Source organism: uncultured Polaribacter sp. (assembly GCF_947503855.1).
Lineage (GTDB): Bacteria > Bacteroidota > Bacteroidia > Flavobacteriales > Flavobacteriaceae > Polaribacter.
The window spans coordinates 142,520-166,547 of sequence record NZ_CANNFF010000008.1 but is presented as its reverse complement, the minus strand read 5'-3'; the positions used below and the strand labels follow the sequence as shown (position 1 = coordinate 166,547).

Below are 24,028 nucleotides of genomic sequence, written 5' to 3'. Positions count from 1 at the left end.
GTTTGAGCTCTTTTTGGTACCCTTTATGGTACCTAAAAAGCGAGTGCAGAAAGCCCGACCACAACCTTTTGGCGTGGAAACCCCCAAAAAAAATTAATCTTTTTTCTTGTTCTTTTTTCTGGAATTCATTTTCGCAAACATTTCTTTATACGTTTCTACGTTTATTTTTGCTTTGTTTTCTTCTAATGTTTTAATGAAATCGAAATTTAATTTAGATTCTTCTGGTTTTAACCGGCTGTCTCTAAATGAACTTTGTAGTATGTATTCTATTAAAAAATCTTCGTTTTCTATTTCTGGATTGTATTCTGTTTTTAAGGAGAGTTTGAAAACGTTGGCTGTTGTGTTGTACCAAAATGCTTTCCAGCCACTTCTGATACCTTTTATATTGTTAAATGCTGTTTTACCTGTTTGACGATGGATTAATTTAATGAGTATACGACCTTCTGTAGTGGTCATTTTTTTTATTTGGTCTGTAAACTCGCCTTCTATATAGTTTTGTACGAGTTTGGTGTATCTTCTTTTTTGGTATTTAGAATCGATTCTATTTAGTCTTGCATGTAAACTGTCTAACCTTTCTGAAGCTAGTTTTGCATAGGGATATGCTTTGAATACCTTTTTTTTGAACCAAAGGTAATAACGAATATCTTCTCTAGAATTAAATTTTGGTTTGGGCAATAACGAGATTTCTTTTAATTGAATAACAACAGAATCTCCAGGTTTTACAAATATATAATCGTCTATATGATTAGGTAACGAGTCTGTTTCTTTTATCTGAGAAAATGCGATAAAAGAAAAAGACATAACATATATGTAGAAAATGTTTTTCATTTTTATTTTAATTGCTAACTAGATATAAGGTTTTAATAATTCTTGTTTTTTGGTTTTTAGACTACAAAATGAATACCAAACTACTTGCTAACTAATTTTATCTATAAAGTCTTGTTCTGTAATTATTGAAATACCTAAGTCTTGTGCTTTTGCCAATTTACTTGGGCCCATATTATCGCCAGCTACAATAAAGTTTGTTTTTTTTGAGATGGATGAACTTACCTTACCTCCATTATCTTCTATGGCTTTTTTTAATTCGTTTCTACTCATTTGATGGAAAACGCCTGAAACTACAAATATTTGTCCTTCTAATTTATTGGTTTGATTTTGTAAACTTTCTTCAGAAACTTTTAATTGAACTCCTACCGACTTTAGTCTGTTAATTAATTGGATGTTTCCTAAATCGGTAGAAAAATCTACAATACTTTGTGCGATTCTTTCTCCAATTTCGTCTACATTTATGAGTTCTTCGAAAGTTGCTGCCATTAAATTATCTATAGACTTAAAATGTTTTGCTAGTTTTTTAGCCACAGTTTCTCCTACAAAACGAATACCGAGTGCAAATAGCACTTTTTCAAATGGAATTTCTTTTGATTTTTTGATACCCGAAATCATATTTTTTGCAGATTTTTCTGCCATACGTTCTAAAGGAATTACCTGCTCTACTTTTAAATCGTACAAATCTGCATAATTTTCTATGAGGCCTTCTTTTCTTAATAAATCTACAGTTTCGCCACCTAAGCCATCAATATCCATGGCTTTTCTACTAATAAAATGTTGAATTTTCCCTGTAATTTGAGGTGCACAGCCGAATTCGTTTGGGCAATAATGTTTTGCATCACCTTCTGTTCTTACCAGTGGTGTATTACATTCTGGACAATTTGTAGCATATACAGTATGTAAAGAATCTATGGGTCTTTTAGAAAAATCTACTGCTATTATTTTAGGAATAATTTCGCCCCCTTTTTCTACAAAAACGGTATCTTTTTCTCTAATATCTAACTTTTCTATTTGGTCTGCATTGTGTAGAGATGCTCGTTTAACTGTTGTACCTGCTAATTGTACAGGTTCTAAATTTGCTACTGGGGTTATTGCACCAGTTCTACCTACTTGATACGTTATTTCATTTAAAACTGTAGAAACTTGTTCTGCTTTAAACTTATAGGCAATTGCCCATCTTGGAGCTTTAGAGGTGTACCCTAATTCTTCTTGTTGTTGTAAATTATTTACTTTAATAACAACACCATCTGTTTCGTAAGGCAATTGATGCCTTTCTATATCCCAATGATTTACAAACTCAAAAACCTCGTCTATAGATTTTGCTAAAGTGATGGTTTTTGGAACTTTAAACCCCACATTTCTTGCGTTTTCTAAAATTTGAAAATGCGTTTTGTATTTGCGTTCTTCTGTAACTACTTGATACAATAAACAATCTAAAGGTCTTTTGGCAACTTCTGAGCTATCTTGTAACTTTAAACTTCCGCTTGCAGTATTTCTTGGATTTCTATATGCTTCTTCTCCATTAGCTAATCGCTCTTGATTCATTTTATTAAAACCGTCTAAAGGCAAAATAATTTCTCCTCTCATTTCAAAATTAGAAACAAATTCTTTTTGTATTACTAGTGGTATAGAGCGAATGGTTTTTATATTTTCTGTTACGTTATCACCTTGAAAACCATCTCCGCGAGTTACCGCTTTTACAAATTTTCCGTTTTCATAGGTTAAATTTATAGAAGCACCATCATATTTTAATTCGCAGGTATATTCTATATCTGTACTTCCTAAGTTTTTTTGAATCCGTTTTTCCCAGTCTAACAAATCATCTTTAGAATAAGAATTATCTAAAGAATACATTCTGTTTTTATGTGTAACTGTTTCAAAATTTTTAGTAATTGCCCCCCCTACTCTTTGTGTTGGTGAGTTTGCATCAAAAAACTCTGGATGTTCTTTTTCTAGTGTTTCGAGTTCTTTTAATTTGATATCGAATTCGAAATCAGTAATACTTGCATTATCTAATACATAATAGTTGTAGTTATGCAAGTTTAACTCGTCTCTTAGTTTTTGTATTTTTTGTGCTGCTGTCATTTATTTATTATTCTCTTACTGTGCCAGAAAAATGATTTACTTTTGGATTGATAGGATTTCCAGAGGAACGTCTAAAACTTGCAACTTGTCCCGTATGCCAGATAGCATCTGCAATTGGCCCGTTTATAACATTAAAAAAAGGTATACTTACTTTACCATCGTTTTTTACCGAAAACTGTGCTAAATTTTCACTTACTTTTACTTTTTTACTTACAGCTTCAATGTTTAATAAAGTTTGCTTTCTCATTGCTATAAACGTCATTTTAGACTTTTCTACCTCTTGATTAACTGCTGTTTTGGTTAAACGCAACATCATGTTAGACAAATCGTACAGATGATTTATGGTGGCTTGACAATTTCTACCTTCGCCTTTAGGCTGGTATGCCAAATCTTCTGGTCTTAAACCATTGGTTGCCCAATAGTATCTAAAGCCTAAACCATCAATCATTCTTACTACTATGTTTTGTGCTGTATATTTTTCATCCATCTTGGGTATTTCGTAATATGGAAGTTTTTCTTGTGCGTTTATTAACAAAGTTAAAAATAATAGACTTGTTAGGAATACTCTAAATTTCATTGCTATTTGTTTTAATGGCTAAATTAAGGAGAATATTCTTTTTTACACACAGTAACACATAAAACATAAATCTATTAGGAGAAAATTTCTTTTTCAAAGATTTGGCAAGCAAGTTTAGCCACGATTGAAATGGCATCCTTTTTATGCTAAACTAGATTCACTAACTTTGAAGTTAAAGAAATGAAGTGTTTTAAAAAACGTGGTTTTGATATATACAGCATAAAAAGATATAATGTAAAGCGTGAAATAGCTTCTTAAAAAGAAACCCGAAACAGAAATTTGAAACGGGTTTCTACATTCATTTTTACATGAACGAATTTGCACTAAGAGTATTTTTATAAAATCCTGATACAAAATAAGGATGATACATTAATAGTAGGTATATCTTCTAACTTTTGCAATGTGTTTTGCTAAACGAATTACTTGATGCGAGTAACCATATTCATTATCATACCAAACATAAAGCACTATCGTTTCTTGGTTTGTTATTGTTGCTTTGCTATCAAAAATTGATGGAGCTGTTGTACCCATAATATCTGATGACACCAACTCATTATCTAACGAATATTTTATTTGCTCAACCAAATCGCCTTCTAAAGCATATTGTTTTATTATAGCATTTACACTTTCTTTACTTACTTTACCTCTTAATTGTAAATTCAATATTGCTAAAGAACCATTGGGTACTGGCACTCTAATTGCATTAGATGTTAATCTACCTTTTAAAGCAGGTATTGCTTTAGAGACAGCTTCACCTGCGCCTGTTTCTGTAATCACCATATTTAAAGCCGCTGCTCTACCACGTCTGTATTTATCATGCATATTATCTACCAAGTTTTGGTCATTTGTATAGGCATGTATGGTTTCTAAATGACCTTTTTGTATTCCGTAGTTTTCTTCTAAAACTTTTAAAATAGGTGATATTGCATTGGTTGTACAAGAGGCTGCCGAAAAAATATCTACCTTATCTGAATTGTATTGTTTATGATTTACACCATGTACAATATTTGGCACTCCTTTTCCAGGCGCTGTTAATAATACTTTACTTGCTCCTTTAGATTTTAAGTGTCTTTCTAAAGCTTCTTTATCTCTAAAAGCACCTGTATTATCGATAATTAAAGCATTGTTGATATCATATTTTGTATAATCTATATCTTCTGGTTGATTTGCAGAAATTAAATGAACTGTTGTTCCGTTAATTTTTAATGCATTATTTTCTACATCCGTGGAAACAGTGCCTAAAAAATCTCCATGAACAGAATCAATTTTTAATAAAGATGCTCTTTTTTCTAAAATAGTTTCATTTATTTCTCCACGAGTTACAATGGCTCTTAAACGCAACTGAGAACCTTTGCCCATTTTGGTCATTAGTTCTCTTGCCAACAAACGCCCAATTCTACCAAAACCATATAAAACAACATCTTTGGGTTCTATACTCTTAGCTTCTTTAATGTTTTTTAATTGCTTTTTTACAAAATCAACTTTATCTGCACATTGTTTTGAGTTTAAATAACACTCGTAAGCTAGTTTACCAATATCTAATTTTGATGATGGTAAATCTATTTGCTGTATAGCTTTGGCAATTTCTAAGGCATCTATAATAGTAATAGGTTTGCTTACAAACTCTCTTGTATAATCTATTAAGTTTAAAACTTCGCTAGCTCTTTTATCTACCAAAGGATTTCTAAACATTACTAATTCTATGGCTTTATCATACCATAAATCGTTTACAATATTCATAAATTGTACAGTAGCTCTTCTTGTTTGCGCTTGCGATAAAACCTCTTTGTTATAATCTATAATTATTGACATCTTTGTAACTATTATTTAATAATTTTGGGCAAAAGTATTTAATTTTTCTAAAATACGAAATCGATTTCGTAAAAAGTTTTAAAATAAAAAAAAATCCAGATTATAAAATCTGGATTTTAGTAATTGTTTTTGTAATTGTTTATCTTATTGCGTAGCGTTCTCTTTCTCCTTTTAAATTGATAACTTCTAAATAAACAGGTTCGTTTCTATTAGAAGCATCATCTAATAATTTGGTAGCTTCTGAGGCATTAGATACCTCTTTTTTATTAATTTTGGTGATAATAAAACCTTCTTTAACTCCATAATAATCAAGGTACTTATTGGCATTTTTGTAAATTTTAACCCCTTTAGAAATATCATATTTCTTTAAATCTTTTTTAGGTAAATCTTTTAAGATGATTCCAAATGCTCTAGAAACAAAGGTGTCTTTTTTACTTAATTTTACATTTTTTGTAATAAAGTCGCCATCTCTATTTACGGTTATATTTACAGACTCTCCTGGTCTTTTTGCGGTTAATTGACCTCTTAATTCAGAATATTTAGAAATTTTTACATTGTTTACTTGGGTAATAATATCACCAGATTGTAAACCTGCTTTTTCTGCTCCACCCTCCTCTGCAACAGATTCAATTTTAACGCCGTCAATATCTTCTCCTTGATTATTAATATTAATTCCTAATATAGCTTCTTGCACAGCACCATATTCTAATATATCGTCTATAATTTTTTTAGCAATATTAGAGGGCACCGCAAAAGAATACCCAATAAAAGAACCTGTTCTAGAAGAAATTGCTGTATTTATTCCAATCAATTCTCCACGTGCATTTACCAAAGCACCTCCACTGTTTCCAGGGTTTACAGCTGCATCTGTTTGTATAAAAGATTCTATGTTTCTATTTCCCTCTAGATCTCTACCTTTTGCAGAAACAATACCTGCAGTTACTGTAGAAGTTAGGTTGTATGGATTACCAACGGCTAAAACCCACTCGCCTATTTTAATATTATCTGAATTTGCAAAAGCAATGTAAGGCAAATCATCATCTGCTTCAATCTTTAATAAAGCAAGGTCGTTTGCAGCATCTTTACCAATTAATTCTGCTTTGTATTTCTTTTTATTATTTAGTGTGATTTCTAAATCATTTGCCCCATCAATTACATGATTATTGGTAACAATATAACCATCTGCAGAAATTATAACTCCACTTCCTGTTCCTACTTGTTCGTATTTTCTTTGCCCATTTCCATTCCCAAAAAATAATTCTAACGGATTGGTTTGTGTTCTAACTGCAGTATTTTTTACATGAACCACAGCATGTACTGTTTTTTCTGCTGCTACAGTAAAATCTGTATTCACTTCTGTTGCATTTGTATTCCTAAGAGTAGGATTATAACTAGCTTGTAGTGTTTGCAGAGGCTTTTCGATAGTTCTTTCTATTACTACTTGATCATTAAAAAGCAATTTGTACCCTCCTAAAGTTAGAGCGCCTCCTAAAATTGCTATACCAAGAAAACTGAATGCTTTTTTCATTTTAATTTAGTTTTTATTATTCAAATATAGTATTTTAACATTTTCAGAAAATCTGTTTAACTTGTTTTTAACGCACTTTAACCACATTTTAACAAGCGACATTTATCCTTTTAATATGTATCTTTGTTTTATGAAATTTAGATTTTACAAATATCAAGGAACTGGGAACGATTTTGTGATGATTGACAACAGAACAAAAACCTTTCCAAAACAAAAAACTGACATAATTTCACATATTTGTGACAGACATTTTGGTATTGGTGCAGATGGTCTTATTTTAATTGAGAATGACGATGATGTTGATTTTAGAATGATTTATTTTAATGCTGATGGTAGCGAAACCTTTTGTGGTAATGGTGGTAGATGTGCTGTTGCTTTTGCAAAACAATTACACATAATAGAAAATAGCACTAACTTTATAGCTGTTGATGGACCTCATTTTGCAGAAATAAACAACGATACTGTATCTTTAAAAATGATTGATGTTGATGAAGTTGAAGTAAATGAAAACCATGTTTTTGCATATACAGGTACACAACATCATGTACAAATTGTAGAAAATTTAGAGAATTATCCCGTTTTTGAAAACGGAAAAAAGATACGAAATTCTTATAAAAACCCAGGAAGCAACGTAAATTTTGTAGAACAAGTAGATGAAACTACATTTAAAGTAAGAACTTACGAAAAAGGTGTAGAAAATGAAACTTTAGCTTGTGGTACAGGCGTAACTGCAGTTGCTATTGCCATGCATAAAACAGGTAAAACAAAAAGTAATCGCATTTCTTTACCTGTAGAAGGTGGTAATTTAGAGGTTTGTTTTACTGAAAAAAATGGTATTTATGCTAATGTGTTTTTAAAAGGGCCAGCAGTTTTTGTTTTTGAAGGAGTCATTAAAATTTAATTTGTTTTTAAATTATAATCTACCTTAATTTCTTGTCTGTTTTTATGCAATCTAAAATCTTTAAAAATATTATTAACATCTAACTTTACAATATTAGAGTGATCTTTAACATTATTTAAAAAGTTGTTTTTAACTGTAATTGTTTTAATGTTTTTTTTCGAATTAGATAAAAAACAGATTACTTTTGCGTGTTCTCTTTCTAATTTTATAGCCAAAACCTTTGGTATTAATTTTTCGCCATCAATTTGCCAACTTGTAGTTTTATTTAGGTATTTACTAAATTCTGGCTTCGTTATTTTATGATTATCAATTTCATCTAATTTTAAATAATCGAACCTATCAAACTCAATTTCTAACATTAATACGTGTCCTTTTTCAATAAGATTAAACGATGCAGAAATTGCATCGTGTGTTTTAAAAATTGTACTAATATTAAAAAAAGTAACTAAAATTATTATTAAAACTCTCATTTTACAATTACTTTAATAGTTCCTAACACTTTCCCTTCTTTTGCTATTCTTAAAAGATAAATACCGGAAGCATTTATATCTTTAAATTCTATAACACCAACGCCTGATTTTTTATCAATCAATTTTCCAGTTACAGTAAATAAACCAACCTTATATTTTTCGATATTTGTAGAAATTATAGAAAAAACACCATTATTAGGGTTTGCGTTTACATAGTAACCTAATTCTTCTAAATCAATTTCACGAGCCCCTAAAGTAGCTCCACAACTTTCATCTATTTCTGTTGCTGGATTATCTTTTGCAAAAGGATTTATATTTGCGTTACTATCATCACAATCAAAAACACTTACAAATCCATCAGAATCGTTATCAACATCATTTAAAGATCCTGCATTACTTATAAAACTATCATTAAAATTCCCTTTCATACATCTTGATATTTGAGGAAAATCTTTTGTTACCACGTAATAATATTCAAAAGTTTCTTCACCTTGGGCAGTTTTTAAAGTTATAGATGCTGCTATACCATTACATTCATCTAGATCTCCTTTTCCTGCTATAAATTCAAAATCATTTGTATATTTTCCAGAATAGGAGCCACAAGGTGCACTAATACCATCCCCAGGCCTTATGCCACTTTTTAATTGAAAACTTGGAAACATTTCCTTTACATTTCCATCTTTATCGGGCCCAAATCTATACACAATAGGAAAGCCATCAGCTGCCCAACCTACTTGTAAAAAATTCTCTGGTATAAAATTTGTTGTAGAAATTCCAGGTTTCAATTTCTCTACATATTCAAACATATTTCCATGATAGTGATACCCTGAATTTGGGTTTACATGAGCTGAAGCGCAGTCTAAAGACACAAAACCACTACCTTCTCCTATATTTGTTGTAGGCTCAAAAACCCAATCCCAATTATATTGTCCTGTATTTTTATCTTCAAAAATAAAAGGAGTTGCTGGTGCTGGCATCATATATACACCATTTAAACTAATCCCGAAAAAGTTTACAGGTCTTCCATTTGCTCTTGTTAAGTTTGTTGTTATTCCAGATAATTTTGGTTTTAAATCAAATTTATAGATTCTATAATATGGTTCTGGTATTCTAGGAGAAACATAAGAAAAGTTATGATTTGGATAATTGTTAGAATATACAATTCTTTCGTTTGCTTCTATGTATTCGTAGTAAATACTTGGGCTTATAGGTTCATCTGTACAAGCAATATTATCAAAACTTAATACATCTATTACTCCACAAGTATTATTACAATCATCTATTGTAGTTTCATTTCCATTTTTTATACCATCATTACAAGACCAACCTGTTCTAATGATTTGAGCCTCTTTTTTTAGCATTGTTTTTATGGTTTCTTGCTCTGTTGTTAAGTTATCTATTAGGTTGTTTTGTTCTTTAATATCAATTAGAATATTGTAAAATTCTTCATTTCCATTTTTATCTTCGATTAATTTATAATTAGCATTTCTTGTTGCCCAAGATTCTACTCCACCACTTTCATAATCAGAATACAAAATTTGCCTTTTAATTTGATTTTCTGATGTTAAAGCTGGTTTTAAACTTAAACTATTTTCTGTACCTCCCAATAATTGTACACCCGCTAATTCTAAAATTGTGGCATGTAAATCTGTTGCTTGTACTAAACTAGATTCGATTTCATTTACTCTTTCTACAGATTTTCCTGTAATAATCATGGGTACTCTAATACCCCCTTCATATAGTGAAGATTTAGCATGCCCATTTGGCCAATAATTGTTTGTTCTTCCTGGAGTTCCATTATCACCAATAAAAATAATAACTGTATTTTCTAGTGTTTTATCATCCATACTTTCTAGTAGTCTATTGGTTTCAAAATCTAAATTTTCTATCATTGATAAATACGTTGTTCTATCATTAGTTGGTGTAGTTGTATAAGTGCCTGAAGGTGGTGTTTGAAAAGGCGTATGTGGTGCTATATGAGATAACCATAAAAACCAAGGTTTTGTTTGATTGTTTACCCAAGAAATGGCCCTATTTGTTAAGTGTGTTGTAATATATTCATTTACTTCTTCTTCTTTTTGTGTTGTGTTTAATTTTGTCCAGTTGTAATAATCTGAAACTTGCGCTGTAAAAACCCCTTCGTAATAAGGAACTCCAGAATTTGCTGGATGGTTATAATTAGCACTATTATTGCCTCCAATATGCCATTTTCCAATTACAGCCATACTATAATCTGTTGTACTTTGTTCTTTTATTTTTGTAAACAATGATGTTTGGCTTGGATCTAAAATTAATGGTGGTCTCATTACACCTGTTTTAATTCCGTATTTACCACTTATAATTGCTGCTCGAGTTGGAGAACATTGTGGTGTTGCCCAAGTGTTTGTAAAGGTGACTCCTTTTTCTCTAAAAGAATCTAGTGTTGGAGTTACAGGTAAATCGTTTTCAATGCCAAAACCTGGAGTAGAATCTATGCCTAAATCATCTGCTATAATTAGTAATATGTTTGGTGTCTGTTGTTGACTTAAAATGGTTGATGTAAAGAAAAAGAAAAATAATACTATTTTTAATTGCTTCATAAAGTGTAAGTTAAAATTGGTAGTTTGTTAATTTCTCTAAAAATCACAAAAAGTATATATTAGAAAGTAATTAGACATATATTTTTATAAAAAGTTTAATTATAAAGTAAAAATAATAGGATATTTACCATCTAAATATAAATATTTACTTTTAATTATGACAACTAATTTATTAATTGGTAATAAAATAAATTTAAGAGCCTTAGAGCCCGAAGATTTAGATTTCTTATATCAAATAGAAAACAACTCTTCCTTTTGGGAAGTAAGCCATACACAAACTCCATTTTCTAAATTTATATTAAAACAGTACATAGAAAACGCACATTTAGATATATATGAAGCCAAACAAGTGCGTTTTATTATTGAAGAAAACACCTCTAAAAAAGCCATTGGTACTATAGATATTTTTGATTTTAATCCACAACATAAAAGAGCAGGAATTGGTGTTTTAATTCACCCAAATTTTCAAGAAAAAGGATATGCAACTGAAGCGCTATCAGTATTAATTCAATATTGTTTTTCTAGCTTAAACCTGCATCAACTATATACAAATATTACTAGCGATAACAGCAAAAGTATTCAGCTTTTTACCAAATACAACTTTACAAAAGTAGGTGTAAAAAAAGATTGGATTTTCTCTAAAGGAAAATTTAAAGATGAAGTATTATATCAACTGATAAAATAGTAACTTTGCCGCTTTGCAAAAACAGGTACCATTGAAGAAAAAAACAATTTATTTATTAGCATTTTTTTTCCTTTTAGGAGGAATATTAGCATACAACTATTACCAAAAAATATTTGGTGAAGCCATTACTAAAAAATATGTTTTATATGTAAATAGTGATGATACTTTACAAGATATAAAAGCTCATATTAAGGATATATCTAAAAATCCAAACACATTTCTTTGGGTGGCAGCTCGTAAAAACTTTTCTAAACCAAAAGTGGGTAGATATGTTTTAACAAAAGGCATGTCTAACAATGATTTGGTAAATATGCTAAGAGGCGGAATGCAAACACCTTTAAAAATATCTTTTAATAACCAAGATACTTTAGAGAAATTTGCGGGTAGAATTTCTAAACAAATTCAAGCAGATTCTATTAGTTTATTAAAATCTTTTACAAATAAAGAGTTTCTTTTAAAAAATGAACTCTCAGAAAAAAGTGTATTGCAAATTTTTATCCCAAACACTTATGAAGTGTATTGGACAATTAGTCCAGATAAATTTAGAAGCAAAATGCTAAGGGCCTATAATAGATTTTGGAATAAAAACAGAATCAGCAAAGCAGAAAAATTAGGATTAACCAAAAGTGAAGTAAGCACATTGGCTTCGATTGTTCAAAAAGAAACTGCTAAAAAATCTGAAAGACCTATTGTTGCTGGATTGTATTTAAACAGACTAAAAAAAGGAATGCCTTTGCAAGCAGACCCAACCATAATTTATTGCATTAAAGAAATAAAAGGACAAGCTTATGTTGTAAAAAGAGTACTAACTGTAGATTTACAAATTAAATCACCTTATAACACTTATAAATATAGCGGTTTACCAACAACATTAATTGCAATGCCAGATGTTTCTGCTATAGATGGTGTTCTAAATGCTAATAATCACGACTATTTATACATGTGTGTAAATGTAGATAAATTAGGGTATCATTCTTTTTCTAAATCGTTAGCAGAACATAATAGAAATGCAGCTAAATATCACAGATGGCTTAACAAGCAAAAAATTAATAGATAATAGTTGGTGGTTTAATCTAAAAACTTTTTTTAAAATATATACAATCAAGTTTTTGTTTTTAATTTAAGACACTCCACAAGTAAAATTAGCATTCTTTAAAAAACCTGACACAATAAATAAACCTATAAGAAATATTGTAATAATTACAGAAAATATTTTAAGCACAGAATATTTGTTGGCTTTAAACGAGTATTAGCACAAAGAATATAAACTTTGATACAGAATACATTTTTAGGGCGAAACAAAACTTATAAACCTAATATTACAAAACTCTTACAGTCAATTTTATATAAATTTAGTGAGAGAATTAACAAAAACAATACAAAATCGAAATTCTTAAAATTTGTGTTTTCTATTGTTAATTTCATAAAGACACCAGCTATTACCCAATAAATTAATATCAATAGGTAAATAAAATTTCATTATATTTATTTTTATTAAATTTTAACATATTGATAATCAATTGTTTTAAAATTGCAATGTAAATTTGCACTCGCAAAACAGAAAGTTATTTTTTATCAAAAATAAATTTATATTATTAGCTATTGTTTTTATTTTCATGAATGCAATTGCAAAGAATGAAAGTAATGTTTATAAAGTAGAAAATGTAAAAACATTACATTCGGTTTTTCCTAAAAAGATAAACCACAACATTTTATACTTAAAAAAAGACTTTGTTGCTTTTAAAGAAGCTGTTGCTTTTAAAGAATCTCAAGGAAAATATAGTGTCGTAAATACTTTGGGCTATCTTGGTAAATATCAGTTTGGTAAAACTACTTTACAGAGATTTAAAATATACAATGCACAAGCTTTTTTAAACAACCCAGAAATACAAGAAAATGCCTTTATAGCTTTGTGTAAAGTAAACAAATGGATTTTAAGAAAAGACATTAAACGTTCTGTTGGTAAAATCATTAATGGTATTAAAATTACAGAATCTGGTATTTTAGCTGCAGCTCATTTAAGTGGTGCTGGAAATGTAAAAAAATTTCTAAGAAGTAATGGTGTTGTTCGTTTTACAGATGCTTATGGTTCAACAATTCAGCATTATATGAAAAGGTTTGGAGGTTACAATGTTTCTAACCTTGTAGCCGATAAAAAAGCAAAAGTTTAAAGACTTTAATTAATTATTTTTCATCACTTTTATTTATAAGTTTTTCAATTCTAGAGGCTGTGAAAAAAATACTGTTATCACCAAAAAACAAATACTGGATTTTTTAAAACCACAATTGATCTAAAAATATCTTTATTCCTAAGTTAATGATATTTAGATTGTATTTTATAATTGATAGAGTTACAAGTTTTATGCTTTCTAAGTTATTTATGAATTATAAAAATAGCTGGTTTTTTATGTAAATCTGGAGTTTGTTTTTTCCAGTTTTGTATAGAATCTGTTTTAATAAACTCAGTAGGTAAAGTAATATCTACAGCAATACATAAATTGGTATTGGGTGTCAATGTTACTTTTAAGTCGGCAAACATTTTTTCGTTTCTATAAGGTGTTTCTATAAAAATTTGAGATTGATCCTTTTCTTTAGACAACTTTTCTAGCTCTTTAATTGCTCTTTTTCTATCTGCTTTATCTATGGGTAAATAACCATTAAAAGCAAAATTTTGTCCATTCATACCAGAACTCATCATTGCCATCAAAATAGAACTTGGACCTACCAAAGGCACAACTTTTATATTTTTTTCGTGTGCTAATTTTACAATACTAGCACCTGGATCTGCAACTGCAGGCACACCAGCTTCTGATAGTAAACCTACATTGATACCTTCTTTACAAACGTCTAAATACTTTCTAGTTTCAATTTCTTCTGTATATTTATCTAACAGCATTAATTGTAACGAAGGTTGCGATTTTTTTGGTGAAATTTTTTTGATAAATCTTCTTGCAGATTTTTCATTTTCTACAATGTAATAATCTATTTGCTCTACTACTTTTTTTACAGAAAGTGGCATCACTTCTAAAGGTTCTGTATCTCCTAAAGTTGTAGGAATTAAATAAAGTTTACCAAACATATTTTTTAATTTATAGTAGTAGTTTAATTGATTTAGTTCTTACCAGCATACGAATTCGCCTTCTAAAATAAACAATATTTAATTTTTTAAAGTTTATTGGCAATAACTGTACAAGCTTTATCTAACATATTATATACATTTTCAAAACCTTGATCTCCTCCATAATATGGATCTGGCACAGAGTGATTATCTTCAGAAATTTCATTTAAAATTAGCTTTACTTTTTGTTTATCATCTGCATTATTTGCCAATAAAAGGATGTTGTTGTAGTTGCTTTTATCCATAGCATAAATAAAATCAAACTCATCAAAATCTGCTGCTACAAATTTTCGTGCTCGTTGATTGTTAATATTTAAACCATATTTTGCTGCTACTTCTATTGAGCGCTTATCTGGTAAATTACCAATATGATAGGCTGCTGTACCAGCAGAATCTACCAAAACTTCTTTTGAATCAACTTTAGATTGTAAAATAGCCTCTGCTAGTGGAGATCTACAAATATTACCCAAACAAACCATTAAAACTTTTTTCATAAAATATTTTTGGTAAAAAATAATAAAGATTTTATCTCTTATAAAAAGTTAAGTGATTATAATAACAGACTAAAAATGCAATGAAAACTTTTAAAAAGTAAGCTTTTTGGTTAAATCGTCTACGTATTTTCTAAACTGCTTGTCTGTTTCTGTTAGATTATCTACAGTTTTGCAGGCATGTAATACAGTTGCATGGTCTCTTTGCCCAATTTGATTTCCAATACTTGCCAAAGAAGTTTTAGTTAATCTTTTCGCAAAATACATTGCTAATTGTCTCGCTTGTACAATATGACGTTTTCTAGTTTTAGATTGTAAAGTGGCTACATCCATATCAAAATATTTAGACACCTCTTTTTGTATGTAATCTATAGAAACTTCTTTCTTAGTATTTTTTACAAATTTATCTACAATCTGTTTTGCTAATTCTATAGAAAATTCTCTTCTGTTAAAAGAAGCTTGTGCAATCATCGAAATAATAACACCTTCTAATTCTCTAACGTTAGATTTTATATTTTTTGCAATATATTCTATAATTTCTTCTGGCATCTCTACACCATCTCTGTACAATTTATTTTGTAATATAGAAATTCTTGTTTCATAATCTGGTGCTTGTAGTTCTGCAGACAATCCCCATTTAAATCTAGATAATAAACGTTGTTCAATATCTTGCATATCAACAGGCGCCTTATCTGAAGTTAAAATTACCTGTTTTCCGTTTTGGTGTAAATGATTAAAAATATGGAAAAAAACATCTTGTGTACCTGCTTTACCCGATAAAAATTGAACATCGTCAATAATTAACACATCTATCATTTGATAAAAGTGAATAAAATCGTTTCTGGTATTTGACTTTACGGAATCTATAAATTGTTGTGTAAACTTTTCTGAAGAAATATACAAAACTGTTTTGTCTGGATATTTATCTTTTATATCTACACCTATTGCGTGAGCCAAATGTGTTTTACCTAAACCAACACCTCCATAAATTAATAATGGATTGAATGAAGTACCACCAGGTTTATTTGCAACTGCCATACCTGCAGAACGTGCTAACCTGTTAGAGTCTCCTTCTATAAAATTATTAAAATTATAATTTGGATTTAATTGAGATTCTATTTTTACTTTTTGTAAACCCGGTATAATAAATGGGTTTCTTAACTCTCTTTTATTAGACTCTAATGGTACTGTTACCTTTTGTGGTTTTAAAGGATCTCTGTTAGAACTCGGAATTTTTACAATTTGCGGTCTATTGCTACTGTAATTGTTTTCCATTTTAACATCGTAAATCAATTTGGCATCATTCCCTAATTGTCTTACCAACGCAACTCTTAATAATTTAATATAATGCTCTTCTAACCATTCGTAAAAAAATTTACTAGGCACTTGTATTGTTAATGCTTCTCCTGAAAGTTTTACAGGCTTGATTGGTTCAAACCAAGTTTTGTATGCTTGTGGTTTTATGTTGTCTTTTATAAAAGACAAACATTCATTCCAAACTGAATCAGCAGTAGTTGTCATTTGTTATTTAGGGCGGGGTTATACGTTAATAAAATTAGATAAAAAAAAGCTTTTGAAAACTTTGATTTTTACGTTCTACAAAAGTGTGAATAAATTTCATCATAAAAAAATGAAATTGCTATTGATTATTAATTATTTTTTGCGTAAAATGGAAAACTTAAATAGTTCACTAATTTTGAAAAAATCATCAACAAAAACTAGAATTCGATATTCTGAAACTGACCAAATGGGCGTTGTTTACCATGGTAATTACGCGCAGTTTTTTGAAATGGGTAGAACAGAATGGTTGCGTTCTTTAGGGGTTACTTACAAAGATATGGAAATCAGCGGAATAATGCTTCCTGTAATTTCATTAAAATGTAATTTTATAAAATCTGCTTTGTATGATGATATGCTAACCATACATACTTTTCTAAAAAAGAAACCGATGGTTAAAATTGAATTTGATTATGAGATTAAAAATCAGAATAATGAATTAATTTGTACAGGAAACTCTGTATTAGCTTTTATGAATTCTGAAAACATGAAACCAACCCGCTGTCCTGATTATTTATTAAAAGCATTAGAATATTAAATAATACTGTTGAATTATTTACACAAATTGAAATATATTTTTTAATACTTCTGGCAATTGTAATTTAAATAAAAGTGATATACACTCTTAAAAAATTATTTTTTTAGATTAAAATTAAACGCAATTAACATTTTTTTATTGTTAGTTTATATAAACTATCAAAAATGGTAAAAATGGCTTTTGCATCATTTTTACGAACAGAAATTACATATTCACAATCCATTTCTAATTTCTGAGAAACAATTTCTAGATTTTTTTCTTTGATAATTCGCTGTACCGCATTCATTAAATCGTAATTAAATTTTAACTGGTAGTTAACATCTATCGTTTTTACTAAAATTTCTGAAGCTTCTAAAGCCAATTGAGCCGATGTTTTATAAGCAGAAATCAACCCACCAACACCCAATTTGGTTCCTCCAAAATAGCGAACAGAAACTACTAAAATATTGGTAACCCCAAAAGACTGTATTTGCCCGTAAATTGGCAAACCCGCAGAATTATTAGGTTCACCATCATCATTGGCCCTGTATTGTGTTTTTTCGAATCCTATTTGATATGCGTAACAAAAATGTCGTGCTGAATGATGTTTTTTCTTTAAAAGTTCTAACTTCTCTTTCACATCATCTTCTGCTAAAACAGGAAAAGCGTATCCAAAAAACTTACTCCCTTTTTCTTTAAAAAGTGTTTCTTCAGATGGTTTTTTAATTGTTTTATATGTGTCTTCTTTCATTATGCAATAGTTACTAAAATAATACCTAGAACAGCCAAAACAACTCCAATTTTATTTTTATTACTAAACTTTTCTTTAAAAAACAACAATCCCACTAAAGTGGAAACAATTACAATAGCAACATTATTTATGGTAAATAATGTAGAGCTTTCAAAATTTTTAATTTGTAATGCTTTTATTAAAAAAATGATAGAAAAATAATTAGGAACACCCAAAGCAACACCTGCTAAAATATTTTTATAACCGAATTTCTCAGGTTTCTTTAAAGTTTTAATACCCAAAATAATCAACCCAAAAATGGCTGCAATACCAAACAAACTACCAGAAAAAATAGAAACATCTCTATCATCAACATAATTAGTCTGCACAAATTTTAAAACAGTATCTATAATACCAGAACCTAAAAAAAGTAAAATGGGAAATAATAAGGTTCCATTTTTTGTGTTTTTTTCTTCATTTACAGAGGATAAATACACAGCCACTAAAGCAAATAAAATTCCTGATATTTTTAAAAAACTAACAGATTCTTTGTAAAGAATAATACCAAAAAAAACAGGAATAACCACAGACATTTTTCCTGCGATAGAAGTTACAGAAACACCATTTTTTTGAGCGGTCATTGCCATTACAAAAAAAACAGACACAAACATTGCTCCTAAAAACAAAGCGCCAAAAAACCAAGGTTCTAAATATATTTTGTGAATAGGTATTTGTCTTTCTGCCAATAAAAAACCCATTGTAAAAGCCACTATATAATTGACAACAATGGCTTTTAAAACATCTATTTTATAAATACCGAAAAACTTAAAAATAACAAATAATCCTGTCGAAAAAAGGATGCTTAATAAAAGGAAAATCAAAATAAATGTTTTTTTGTGGTAAATAATTGGGTTACATCTTCTTTACCTGGCGTTAAATTCCAAACCTTCAAACCTATAGATTTAGCAGCCTCTGTATTTTCTTTGGTATCATCTATAAAAAGTGTTTCTGTAGCTTTTAAATTGTGCTTTTTCAAAACAAATTGATAAATATCTAAATTCGGTTTTCTAAAATTAATTTCATGTGTTAAATAAAATGCTTCAAAACAATTTTTAAATTGATTGTACAAATCCATTCCCCAACGTTCTTGAATCCAAGAAATGTGTAAATCATTTGTATTGCTTAATAAAAACAACCTATATTTTTTTTCTGAAGCTAATTTCTGAATGAATTGTAATCTATGTTCAGGAAAATCTCTCAAGATAGAATTCCAAGCTTTTTTTAAAATTGCAGATGGGATTTCTAATTTTTCTTCAAAGTAATACAAGAACTCTTTTGTTGAAATTAGCCCCATTTCATAATCATTCAAAACACGTATTATAGTTGCATCATCCTGGTTTATTCCTAAGTTTTGTAATTCTTTGGCAAAATGTTTTTTATCTAAGTTGATAAAAATATCTCCAAAATCGAAAATGATGTTTTTAATCATTAAAATACGTTTTTAAAATATCATTTTGTATTTTTTCTTCTATAAATTCTCCTTTTAAAACAGGTGCTTTTACTCCTTTTTCAAAAACAGAACATCCCACAAAAACAAACGCTTCGTCCCAAAGGTTTTCATCAATAAAAGTTTGTAAAGTTCGGGTTCCACCTTCTATAATTAAAGACTGTATTTTGTGTTTGTGTAGAACTTCGCAAATTTGTTGTGCTATATTTTCATCAAAGTTTATACTTTCAAAAAAAACATTTTCTCTAGTTTCTTTATGAATATTTTTTGAATCTAAAATTACAATGGTACTTACTTTTCCATCAAAAACATGTAAATTTTTAGTTAATTTTAATGAACTATCTATCACAATTCTAATGGGGTTTTGTCCAGACCAACTTCTAACATTCAGTTTAGGATTATCTGCCAAAACGGTATTTGTACCTACCAAAATTGCATGTTCTTTTGCTCGTAATTTATGCACCAATTGTTGAGAATACGTGTTGGAAATCCAAAAAGGATGTTGTTTATCTTTTTTAATGGGAGCAACAAATCCGTTTTTAGTTTCTGCCCATTTTAAAATAATGTAAGGACGTTTTTTTTCTTGAACTGTAAAAAATCGTCTGTGATGCGCTCTACATTCATCTTCTAAAACACCTACAACCAATTCAATGCCTGCGTTTTGCAATCGTTCAATTCCTTTTCCAGCCACCAAACTATTGCTGTCTACACAACCAATTACTACTTTTTTAAATTGATGTTTTACCAATAAATCTGCACAAGGTGGTGTTTTACCAAAATGAGAACAAGGTTCTAAGGTTACATAAATAGTAGCATTTTTTAAAACTGATTTGTCTTTTACTGCATTTACAGCATTTACCTCTGCATGATTACCACCATAATTAGAGGTAAAACCTTCGCCAATAATTGTGTTATTTAGCACAATTACAGCACCCACAGCTGGGTTTGGTCGTGTAAAACCAATACCGTTTTTTGCAATTTGCAAACAGCGTTTTATGTAAAATTCGTGTGTAATATCTGTTGGCTTAAAATTTAATTTCTTGCTCTTGATCTATGTGGTAAACTTTAGAGAAACCAAAAAACGTATACTTTAAATCTCCTTTAAAATGGACTTTTATAGATTTATTTAGTACAGAGTTTAACAATCCGCCTAAAATGCCATTTTTATTATTTTCGAACACTTTTTTTGCAGGCACAACCACTTTTAAAGGTATTGCAAATGCTTTTCTTGCCGGTACTTTAAACTCATCTGAAGATACTTGCGCCAGTTCTGCTCCATTGATAATCACCTTAATTTCGTCTGTAGAAATTTTACCACCAACATCATTTGGGTTTTCAAAATAAGCAGCAGCTTTTAACCGAATTGTATCACTTTTAAAAGAAATTAATTTTAAATCGTCTACCTTTAAAAATACTGGTTTTTTCTTTACAGAACATCCTAAAATAAACAAACATAAAAAAATAAAATATACTGGATTTTTCATATTAAAAATTAAAAAAATAGGTAAATTGCTCCTGCAAAAATACGGTATTAAATGATATATGAAGATTTTATCATAAGAGAAATAAAAACCAAAGATAATAAAGCACTAGCAAAAGTTATTAGAAATGTAATTTTAGAAATGGGCGCACCAAAAGTGGGCACTGCTTATGAAGATGAAGCCACAGATAAAATGTTTGAAACCTATGAAAAAGAAAAAGCAGTTTATTATGTTTTAGAACATAAAGGAAATGTGGTTGGTGGTGCAGGAATTGCTCAGTTAGATAATTTTGATGGCAATGTTTGTGAATTACAAAAAATGTATTTTTTACCCATTGCAAGAGGCAAAGGTTTGGGTACAAAATTGATTTCTAAATGCCTAGAAAAAGCAAAAGAATTTGGTTTTGAAAGTTGTTATTTAGAAACCTTACCGTATATGCAAGACGCTGTAAAATTATACCATAAAAATGGCTTTACTAATTTAGAAAAACCTTTGGGAAACACCTGCCATTATTCTTGTAATGTGTGGATGCTAAAAGAAATATGACATTAAAAAAATTTAAACTTTATTTTTCTGATAAACTCTCAGAAATTTATCCACAAACAGAGATAGATTCATTTTTTTTTATCCTGATTGAGGAACTTTTAGGCCTCCAAAGAATTGATACGGTTTTAAAACCTGATTTTATAATAGAAAATGAAATTTTAAATAATTTAAAAAACATCATTTCTAGATTAAAAAAAGAAGAACCGATACAATATATTTTAGGAAAAACAGCATTTTACGGTTTACCATTTTTGGTAGATAAAAATACGTTAATACCAAGACCAGAAACAGAAGAATTGGTTGAGTGGATTTTAAAAGAGATTCAAGAATTAAGAATCAAGATACAAAAGGAATCACTTTCTATCTTAGATATTGGTACAGGAACTGGTTGTATCCCAATTTCACTAGCAAAAAACCTAAAAAACATAACTATTTCTGCTATTGATGTTTCTTCAAATGCTTTAAAAATAGCAAAACAAAATGCTAGTCTAAACAACGTTACTATTGATTTTTTTGAGTTAGATATTTTACAAGCAGAAAATCTTAATAAATTATCTGTTTTAGCACAATCGAAAACTCATTCTAATAACAAATATGACATTATTGTTTCTAACCCACCTTATGTTAGAGAATTAGAAAAAGTAGAAATAAAAAATAATGTTTTAAACAACGAACCTCATTTGGCTTTGTTTGTAGATAATGAAAATCCACTTATTTTTTATAAAAAAATAGCTGATTTAGCAAAAAGTCATCTTACTAAAAACGGGCTGTTATTTTTTGAAATCAATCAATATTTAAGCAACGAAACTGTTACAATGCTCAAAGAAAAAGAGTTTACAAATATCGAGCTAAAAAAAGATTTGTTTGGTAATTATAGAATGATACAAGCAAGGTTGATTTAGTTTGTATCTAAATTTAAAAACCTATAACTAAGTTAATACCAAATTTAAGTCTTTAAAACGATATCACATTCCTCTTATTTTAAAAAAATCTCCCCAAAAAATGACAAAAATTCTCTCAAATAATCTTCTTTAAATTACCTACTTTTGTGGCATGGTTAAAGAAATTCAACTTCGTGTAAATTTAATAGAAGAGCGTAAAGAAAACATTCTTTTATACAAAGCCTCTAAGCAATTAAAAGTTGATAAAACAGAAATTACGGCTATAAAAATTTTACGTAAATCTATAGATGCTCGTAAAAAAGACATCATTTTTAATTATAAAGTAGCCGTGTATATAAACGAAGCTGTTCCTGAAAAATCTGATTATATTTTTGAGTATAAAGATGTTTCTAACGCTAAAGAAATTCATATTATTGGTTTTGGTCCTGCAGGTATGTATGCTGCTTTACGCTGTATAGAATTAGGTTACAAACCCATTGTTTTAGAACGTGGTAAAAATGTACGAGACAGACGTAGAGATTTAAAAGCAATCAATCAAGATCATGTTGTAAACGAAAATTCTAACTATTGTTTTGGCGAAGGTGGTGCAGGAACGTATTCTGATGGAAAATTATACACCCGAAGTTTAAAACGCGGTGATGTAAGAAGGATTTTTGAAAACTTAGTTTTTCATGGAGCAACTGAACAAATTTTAGTAGACGCACATCCTCATATTGGCACCAATAAATTGCCTAAAATTATTGAGAACATTAGAGAAACCATTTTACAATTTGGTGGCGAAATTCATTTTGAAACCAAAGTCGTAGATTTTATAATAAAAAATAATGCGTTAAAAGCCATTCAGCTAGAAAATGGCTCAGAAATGACTGTAAATTCGGTAATTTTAGCCACAGGTCATTCTGCAAGAGATATTTACGAATTATTGTATAAAAAAGAAATAAAAATTAAAGCAAAGTCTTTTGCAATGGGCGTTCGCGTAGAACATCCACAAGAAATTATAGACCAAATTCAATACCATTGTTCTGGAGAAAGAGACGAATTGTTACCAGCAGCAGCCTATAGTTTGGTGCAACAAGTAAATAATAGAGGTGTGTACTCTTTTTGTATGTGTCCTGGTGGTTTTATTGTACCTGCAGCAACTGCAGAAGGCGAAGTTGTGGTAAATGGAATGTCTCCATCTAGAAGAAATAATAAATTTGCAAACTCTGGTATTGTTGTAGAGTTAGATATTGATAGAGATTTTAAAAAGTATGAGAAATTTGGCGCTTTAAAAGGTTTAGAGTTTCAAAAAGATTTAGAAAAAATTGCTTTTTTTGCAGGTGGTAGAACACAAACTGCACCAGCACAAAGATTAGTAGATTTTGTAGATGGTAAATTATCTACAAATTTAAACGATTGCTCTTATCAACCAGGATTAAAATCGGCTCCACTACACTCTCTTTTACCAAGAATTATTGGTAGTAGATTACGTAAAGGCTTTTCTGAATTTGGAAAAAAAATGCATGGTTATTTTACCAACGAAGCTAATATTGTGGGTGTAGAATCCAGAACTTCATCTCCGGTAAACATCCCTAGAAAAGAAAATTTAGAGCATGTAGAAATTAAAGGATTATATCCTTGTGGAGAAGGTGGTGGCTATGCAGGTGGTATTGTTTCTGCTGCCATGGATGGAGAACGTTGTGCAGAAGCAGCTATTGAAAATTTATAAATAATT

The 24,028-nt window shown here is 29.5% G+C and carries 23 protein-coding genes; 8 read left to right on the top strand and 15 right to left on the bottom strand.

Features of this window, described 5'->3' with window-relative positions:
- Positions 1–93: 93 nt before the first annotated feature.
- The 5 genes from Q0662_RS08810 to Q0662_RS08790 form a co-directional block, all read right to left on the bottom strand.
- Positions 94–828: a DUF4294 domain-containing protein gene (locus tag Q0662_RS08810; protein WP_298948885.1), complete on the bottom strand. Its 735-nt coding sequence runs from the start codon at positions 826–828 to the stop codon at positions 94–96.
- Positions 829–915: 87 nt separating this feature from the next.
- The gene (gene ligA / locus Q0662_RS08805; RefSeq protein ID WP_298948884.1) at positions 916–2,913 is read right to left on the bottom strand and encodes an NAD-dependent DNA ligase LigA; all 1,998 of its coding nucleotides are present in this window, start codon (positions 2,911–2,913) and stop codon (positions 916–918) included.
- Positions 2,914–2,920: 7 nt separating this feature from the next.
- Positions 2,921–3,490 carry a hypothetical protein gene (locus tag Q0662_RS08800; protein ID WP_298948883.1) on the bottom strand — a complete coding sequence of 190 codons (570 nt, stop codon included), beginning with the start codon at positions 3,488–3,490 and terminating at the stop codon, positions 2,921–2,923.
- 369 nt (positions 3,491–3,859) lie between these two features.
- Positions 3,860–5,302, bottom strand: coding sequence for a glyceraldehyde-3-phosphate dehydrogenase (locus Q0662_RS08795; protein ID WP_298948882.1), 1,443 nt, complete (start codon positions 5,300–5,302; stop codon positions 3,860–3,862).
- Between the two features lie 139 nt (positions 5,303–5,441).
- Positions 5,442–6,830 (bottom strand): trypsin-like peptidase domain-containing protein, encoded by a 1,389-nt coding sequence (locus Q0662_RS08790; protein WP_298948881.1) that lies wholly within the window; start codon positions 6,828–6,830, stop codon positions 5,442–5,444.
- Between the two features lie 130 nt (positions 6,831–6,960).
- On the opposite strand from Q0662_RS08790, the gene dapF reads away from it, so the two are divergent.
- Positions 6,961–7,731, top strand: a complete 771-nt coding sequence (gene dapF / locus Q0662_RS08785; RefSeq protein WP_298948880.1) for a diaminopimelate epimerase — start codon at positions 6,961–6,963, stop codon at positions 7,729–7,731.
- Here dapF and Q0662_RS08780 read toward each other — a convergent pair.
- Both Q0662_RS08780 and Q0662_RS08775 read right to left on the bottom strand, forming a co-directional pair.
- Positions 7,728–8,201 carry a DUF6702 family protein gene (locus Q0662_RS08780; protein ID WP_298948879.1) on the bottom strand — a complete coding sequence of 158 codons (474 nt, stop codon included), beginning with the start codon at positions 8,199–8,201 and terminating at the stop codon, positions 7,728–7,730. The two genes, dapF and Q0662_RS08780, sit on opposite strands and share 4 nt — an antisense overlap.
- Positions 8,198–10,780, bottom strand: coding sequence for a sulfatase-like hydrolase/transferase (locus Q0662_RS08775; RefSeq protein WP_298948878.1), 2,583 nt, complete (start codon positions 10,778–10,780; stop codon positions 8,198–8,200). The genes Q0662_RS08780 and Q0662_RS08775 overlap by 4 nt, the downstream gene beginning before the upstream one ends.
- Before the next feature lie 157 nt (positions 10,781–10,937).
- Between Q0662_RS08775 and Q0662_RS08770 the strand changes: the two genes are divergently transcribed.
- From Q0662_RS08770 to Q0662_RS08760, 3 genes are all read left to right on the top strand, one after another.
- Complete coding sequence (locus Q0662_RS08770) at positions 10,938–11,465, top strand: GNAT family protein (protein WP_298948877.1); 528 nt, start codon at positions 10,938–10,940, stop codon at positions 11,463–11,465.
- A 31-nt stretch (positions 11,466–11,496) separates the two neighbouring features.
- Complete coding sequence (gene mltG, locus Q0662_RS08765) at positions 11,497–12,522, top strand: endolytic transglycosylase MltG (protein ID WP_298948876.1); 1,026 nt, start codon at positions 11,497–11,499, stop codon at positions 12,520–12,522.
- Between the two features lie 559 nt (positions 12,523–13,081).
- On the top strand, positions 13,082–13,636 hold the full coding sequence (locus Q0662_RS08760) for a peptidoglycan-binding protein LysM (protein WP_298948875.1): 555 nt from the start codon (positions 13,082–13,084) through the stop codon (positions 13,634–13,636).
- Between the two features lie 203 nt (positions 13,637–13,839).
- Here Q0662_RS08760 and Q0662_RS08755 read toward each other — a convergent pair whose 3' ends face one another.
- From Q0662_RS08755 to dnaA, 3 genes are all read right to left on the bottom strand, one after another.
- Positions 13,840–14,544, bottom strand: a complete 705-nt coding sequence (locus Q0662_RS08755; RefSeq protein ID WP_298948874.1) for an SAM-dependent methyltransferase — start codon at positions 14,542–14,544, stop codon at positions 13,840–13,842.
- Positions 14,545–14,630: 86 nt separating this feature from the next.
- Positions 14,631–15,077, bottom strand: coding sequence for a low molecular weight protein-tyrosine-phosphatase (locus Q0662_RS08750; protein WP_298948873.1), 447 nt, complete (start codon positions 15,075–15,077; stop codon positions 14,631–14,633).
- A 90-nt stretch (positions 15,078–15,167) separates the two neighbouring features.
- On the bottom strand, positions 15,168–16,595 hold the full coding sequence (dnaA, locus tag Q0662_RS08745; RefSeq protein ID WP_298948872.1) for a chromosomal replication initiator protein DnaA: 1,428 nt from the start codon (positions 16,593–16,595) through the stop codon (positions 15,168–15,170).
- 175 nt (positions 16,596–16,770) lie between these two features.
- Between dnaA and Q0662_RS08740 the strand changes: the two genes are divergently transcribed.
- Complete coding sequence (locus Q0662_RS08740) at positions 16,771–17,169, top strand: thioesterase family protein (protein WP_298948871.1); 399 nt, start codon at positions 16,771–16,773, stop codon at positions 17,167–17,169.
- Positions 17,170–17,293: 124 nt separating this feature from the next.
- Here the strand turns inward: Q0662_RS08740 and Q0662_RS08735 are convergent, their stop codons facing one another.
- Genes Q0662_RS08735 through Q0662_RS08715 form a run of 5 tightly spaced genes read right to left on the bottom strand, consistent with a single transcriptional unit; the run spans position 17,294 to position 20,869 of the window.
- Positions 17,294–17,899 carry a YigZ family protein gene (locus Q0662_RS08735; protein WP_298948870.1) on the bottom strand — a complete coding sequence of 202 codons (606 nt, stop codon included), beginning with the start codon at positions 17,897–17,899 and terminating at the stop codon, positions 17,294–17,296.
- The gene (locus Q0662_RS08730) at positions 17,899–18,759 is read right to left on the bottom strand and encodes a GRP family sugar transporter (RefSeq protein ID WP_298948869.1); all 861 of its coding nucleotides are present in this window, start codon (positions 18,757–18,759) and stop codon (positions 17,899–17,901) included. Before Q0662_RS08730 ends, Q0662_RS08735 begins: the two co-directional genes overlap by 1 nt.
- Positions 18,756–19,367: an HAD-IA family hydrolase gene (locus tag Q0662_RS08725; RefSeq protein WP_298948868.1), complete on the bottom strand. Its 612-nt coding sequence runs from the start codon at positions 19,365–19,367 to the stop codon at positions 18,756–18,758. The genes Q0662_RS08730 and Q0662_RS08725 overlap by 4 nt, the downstream gene beginning before the upstream one ends.
- Entirely contained in the window at positions 19,360–20,400 is a 1,041-nt protein-coding gene (ribD, locus tag Q0662_RS08720; protein WP_298948887.1) for a bifunctional diaminohydroxyphosphoribosylaminopyrimidine deaminase/5-amino-6-(5-phosphoribosylamino)uracil reductase RibD, read from the bottom strand. The genes Q0662_RS08725 and ribD overlap by 8 nt, the downstream gene beginning before the upstream one ends.
- Before the next feature lie 10 nt (positions 20,401–20,410).
- Positions 20,411–20,869 carry an LEA type 2 family protein gene (locus Q0662_RS08715; RefSeq protein ID WP_298948866.1) on the bottom strand — a complete coding sequence of 153 codons (459 nt, stop codon included), beginning with the start codon at positions 20,867–20,869 and terminating at the stop codon, positions 20,411–20,413.
- Between the two features lie 51 nt (positions 20,870–20,920).
- Here Q0662_RS08715 and Q0662_RS08710 point away from each other — a divergent pair, with 51 nt between their 5' ends.
- The 3 genes from Q0662_RS08710 (at position 20,921) to Q0662_RS08700 (ending at position 24,022) form a co-directional block, all read left to right on the top strand.
- Complete coding sequence (locus tag Q0662_RS08710) at positions 20,921–21,412, top strand: GNAT family N-acetyltransferase (protein ID WP_298948864.1); 492 nt, start codon at positions 20,921–20,923, stop codon at positions 21,410–21,412.
- Positions 21,409–22,314: a peptide chain release factor N(5)-glutamine methyltransferase gene (prmC, locus tag Q0662_RS08705; protein ID WP_298948862.1), complete on the top strand. Its 906-nt coding sequence runs from the start codon at positions 21,409–21,411 to the stop codon at positions 22,312–22,314. The genes Q0662_RS08710 and prmC overlap by 4 nt, the downstream gene beginning before the upstream one ends.
- A 151-nt stretch (positions 22,315–22,465) precedes the next feature.
- Positions 22,466–24,022, top strand: a complete 1,557-nt coding sequence (locus Q0662_RS08700) for an NAD(P)/FAD-dependent oxidoreductase (protein ID WP_298948860.1) — start codon at positions 22,466–22,468, stop codon at positions 24,020–24,022.
- Positions 24,023–24,028 lie beyond the last annotated feature (6 nt).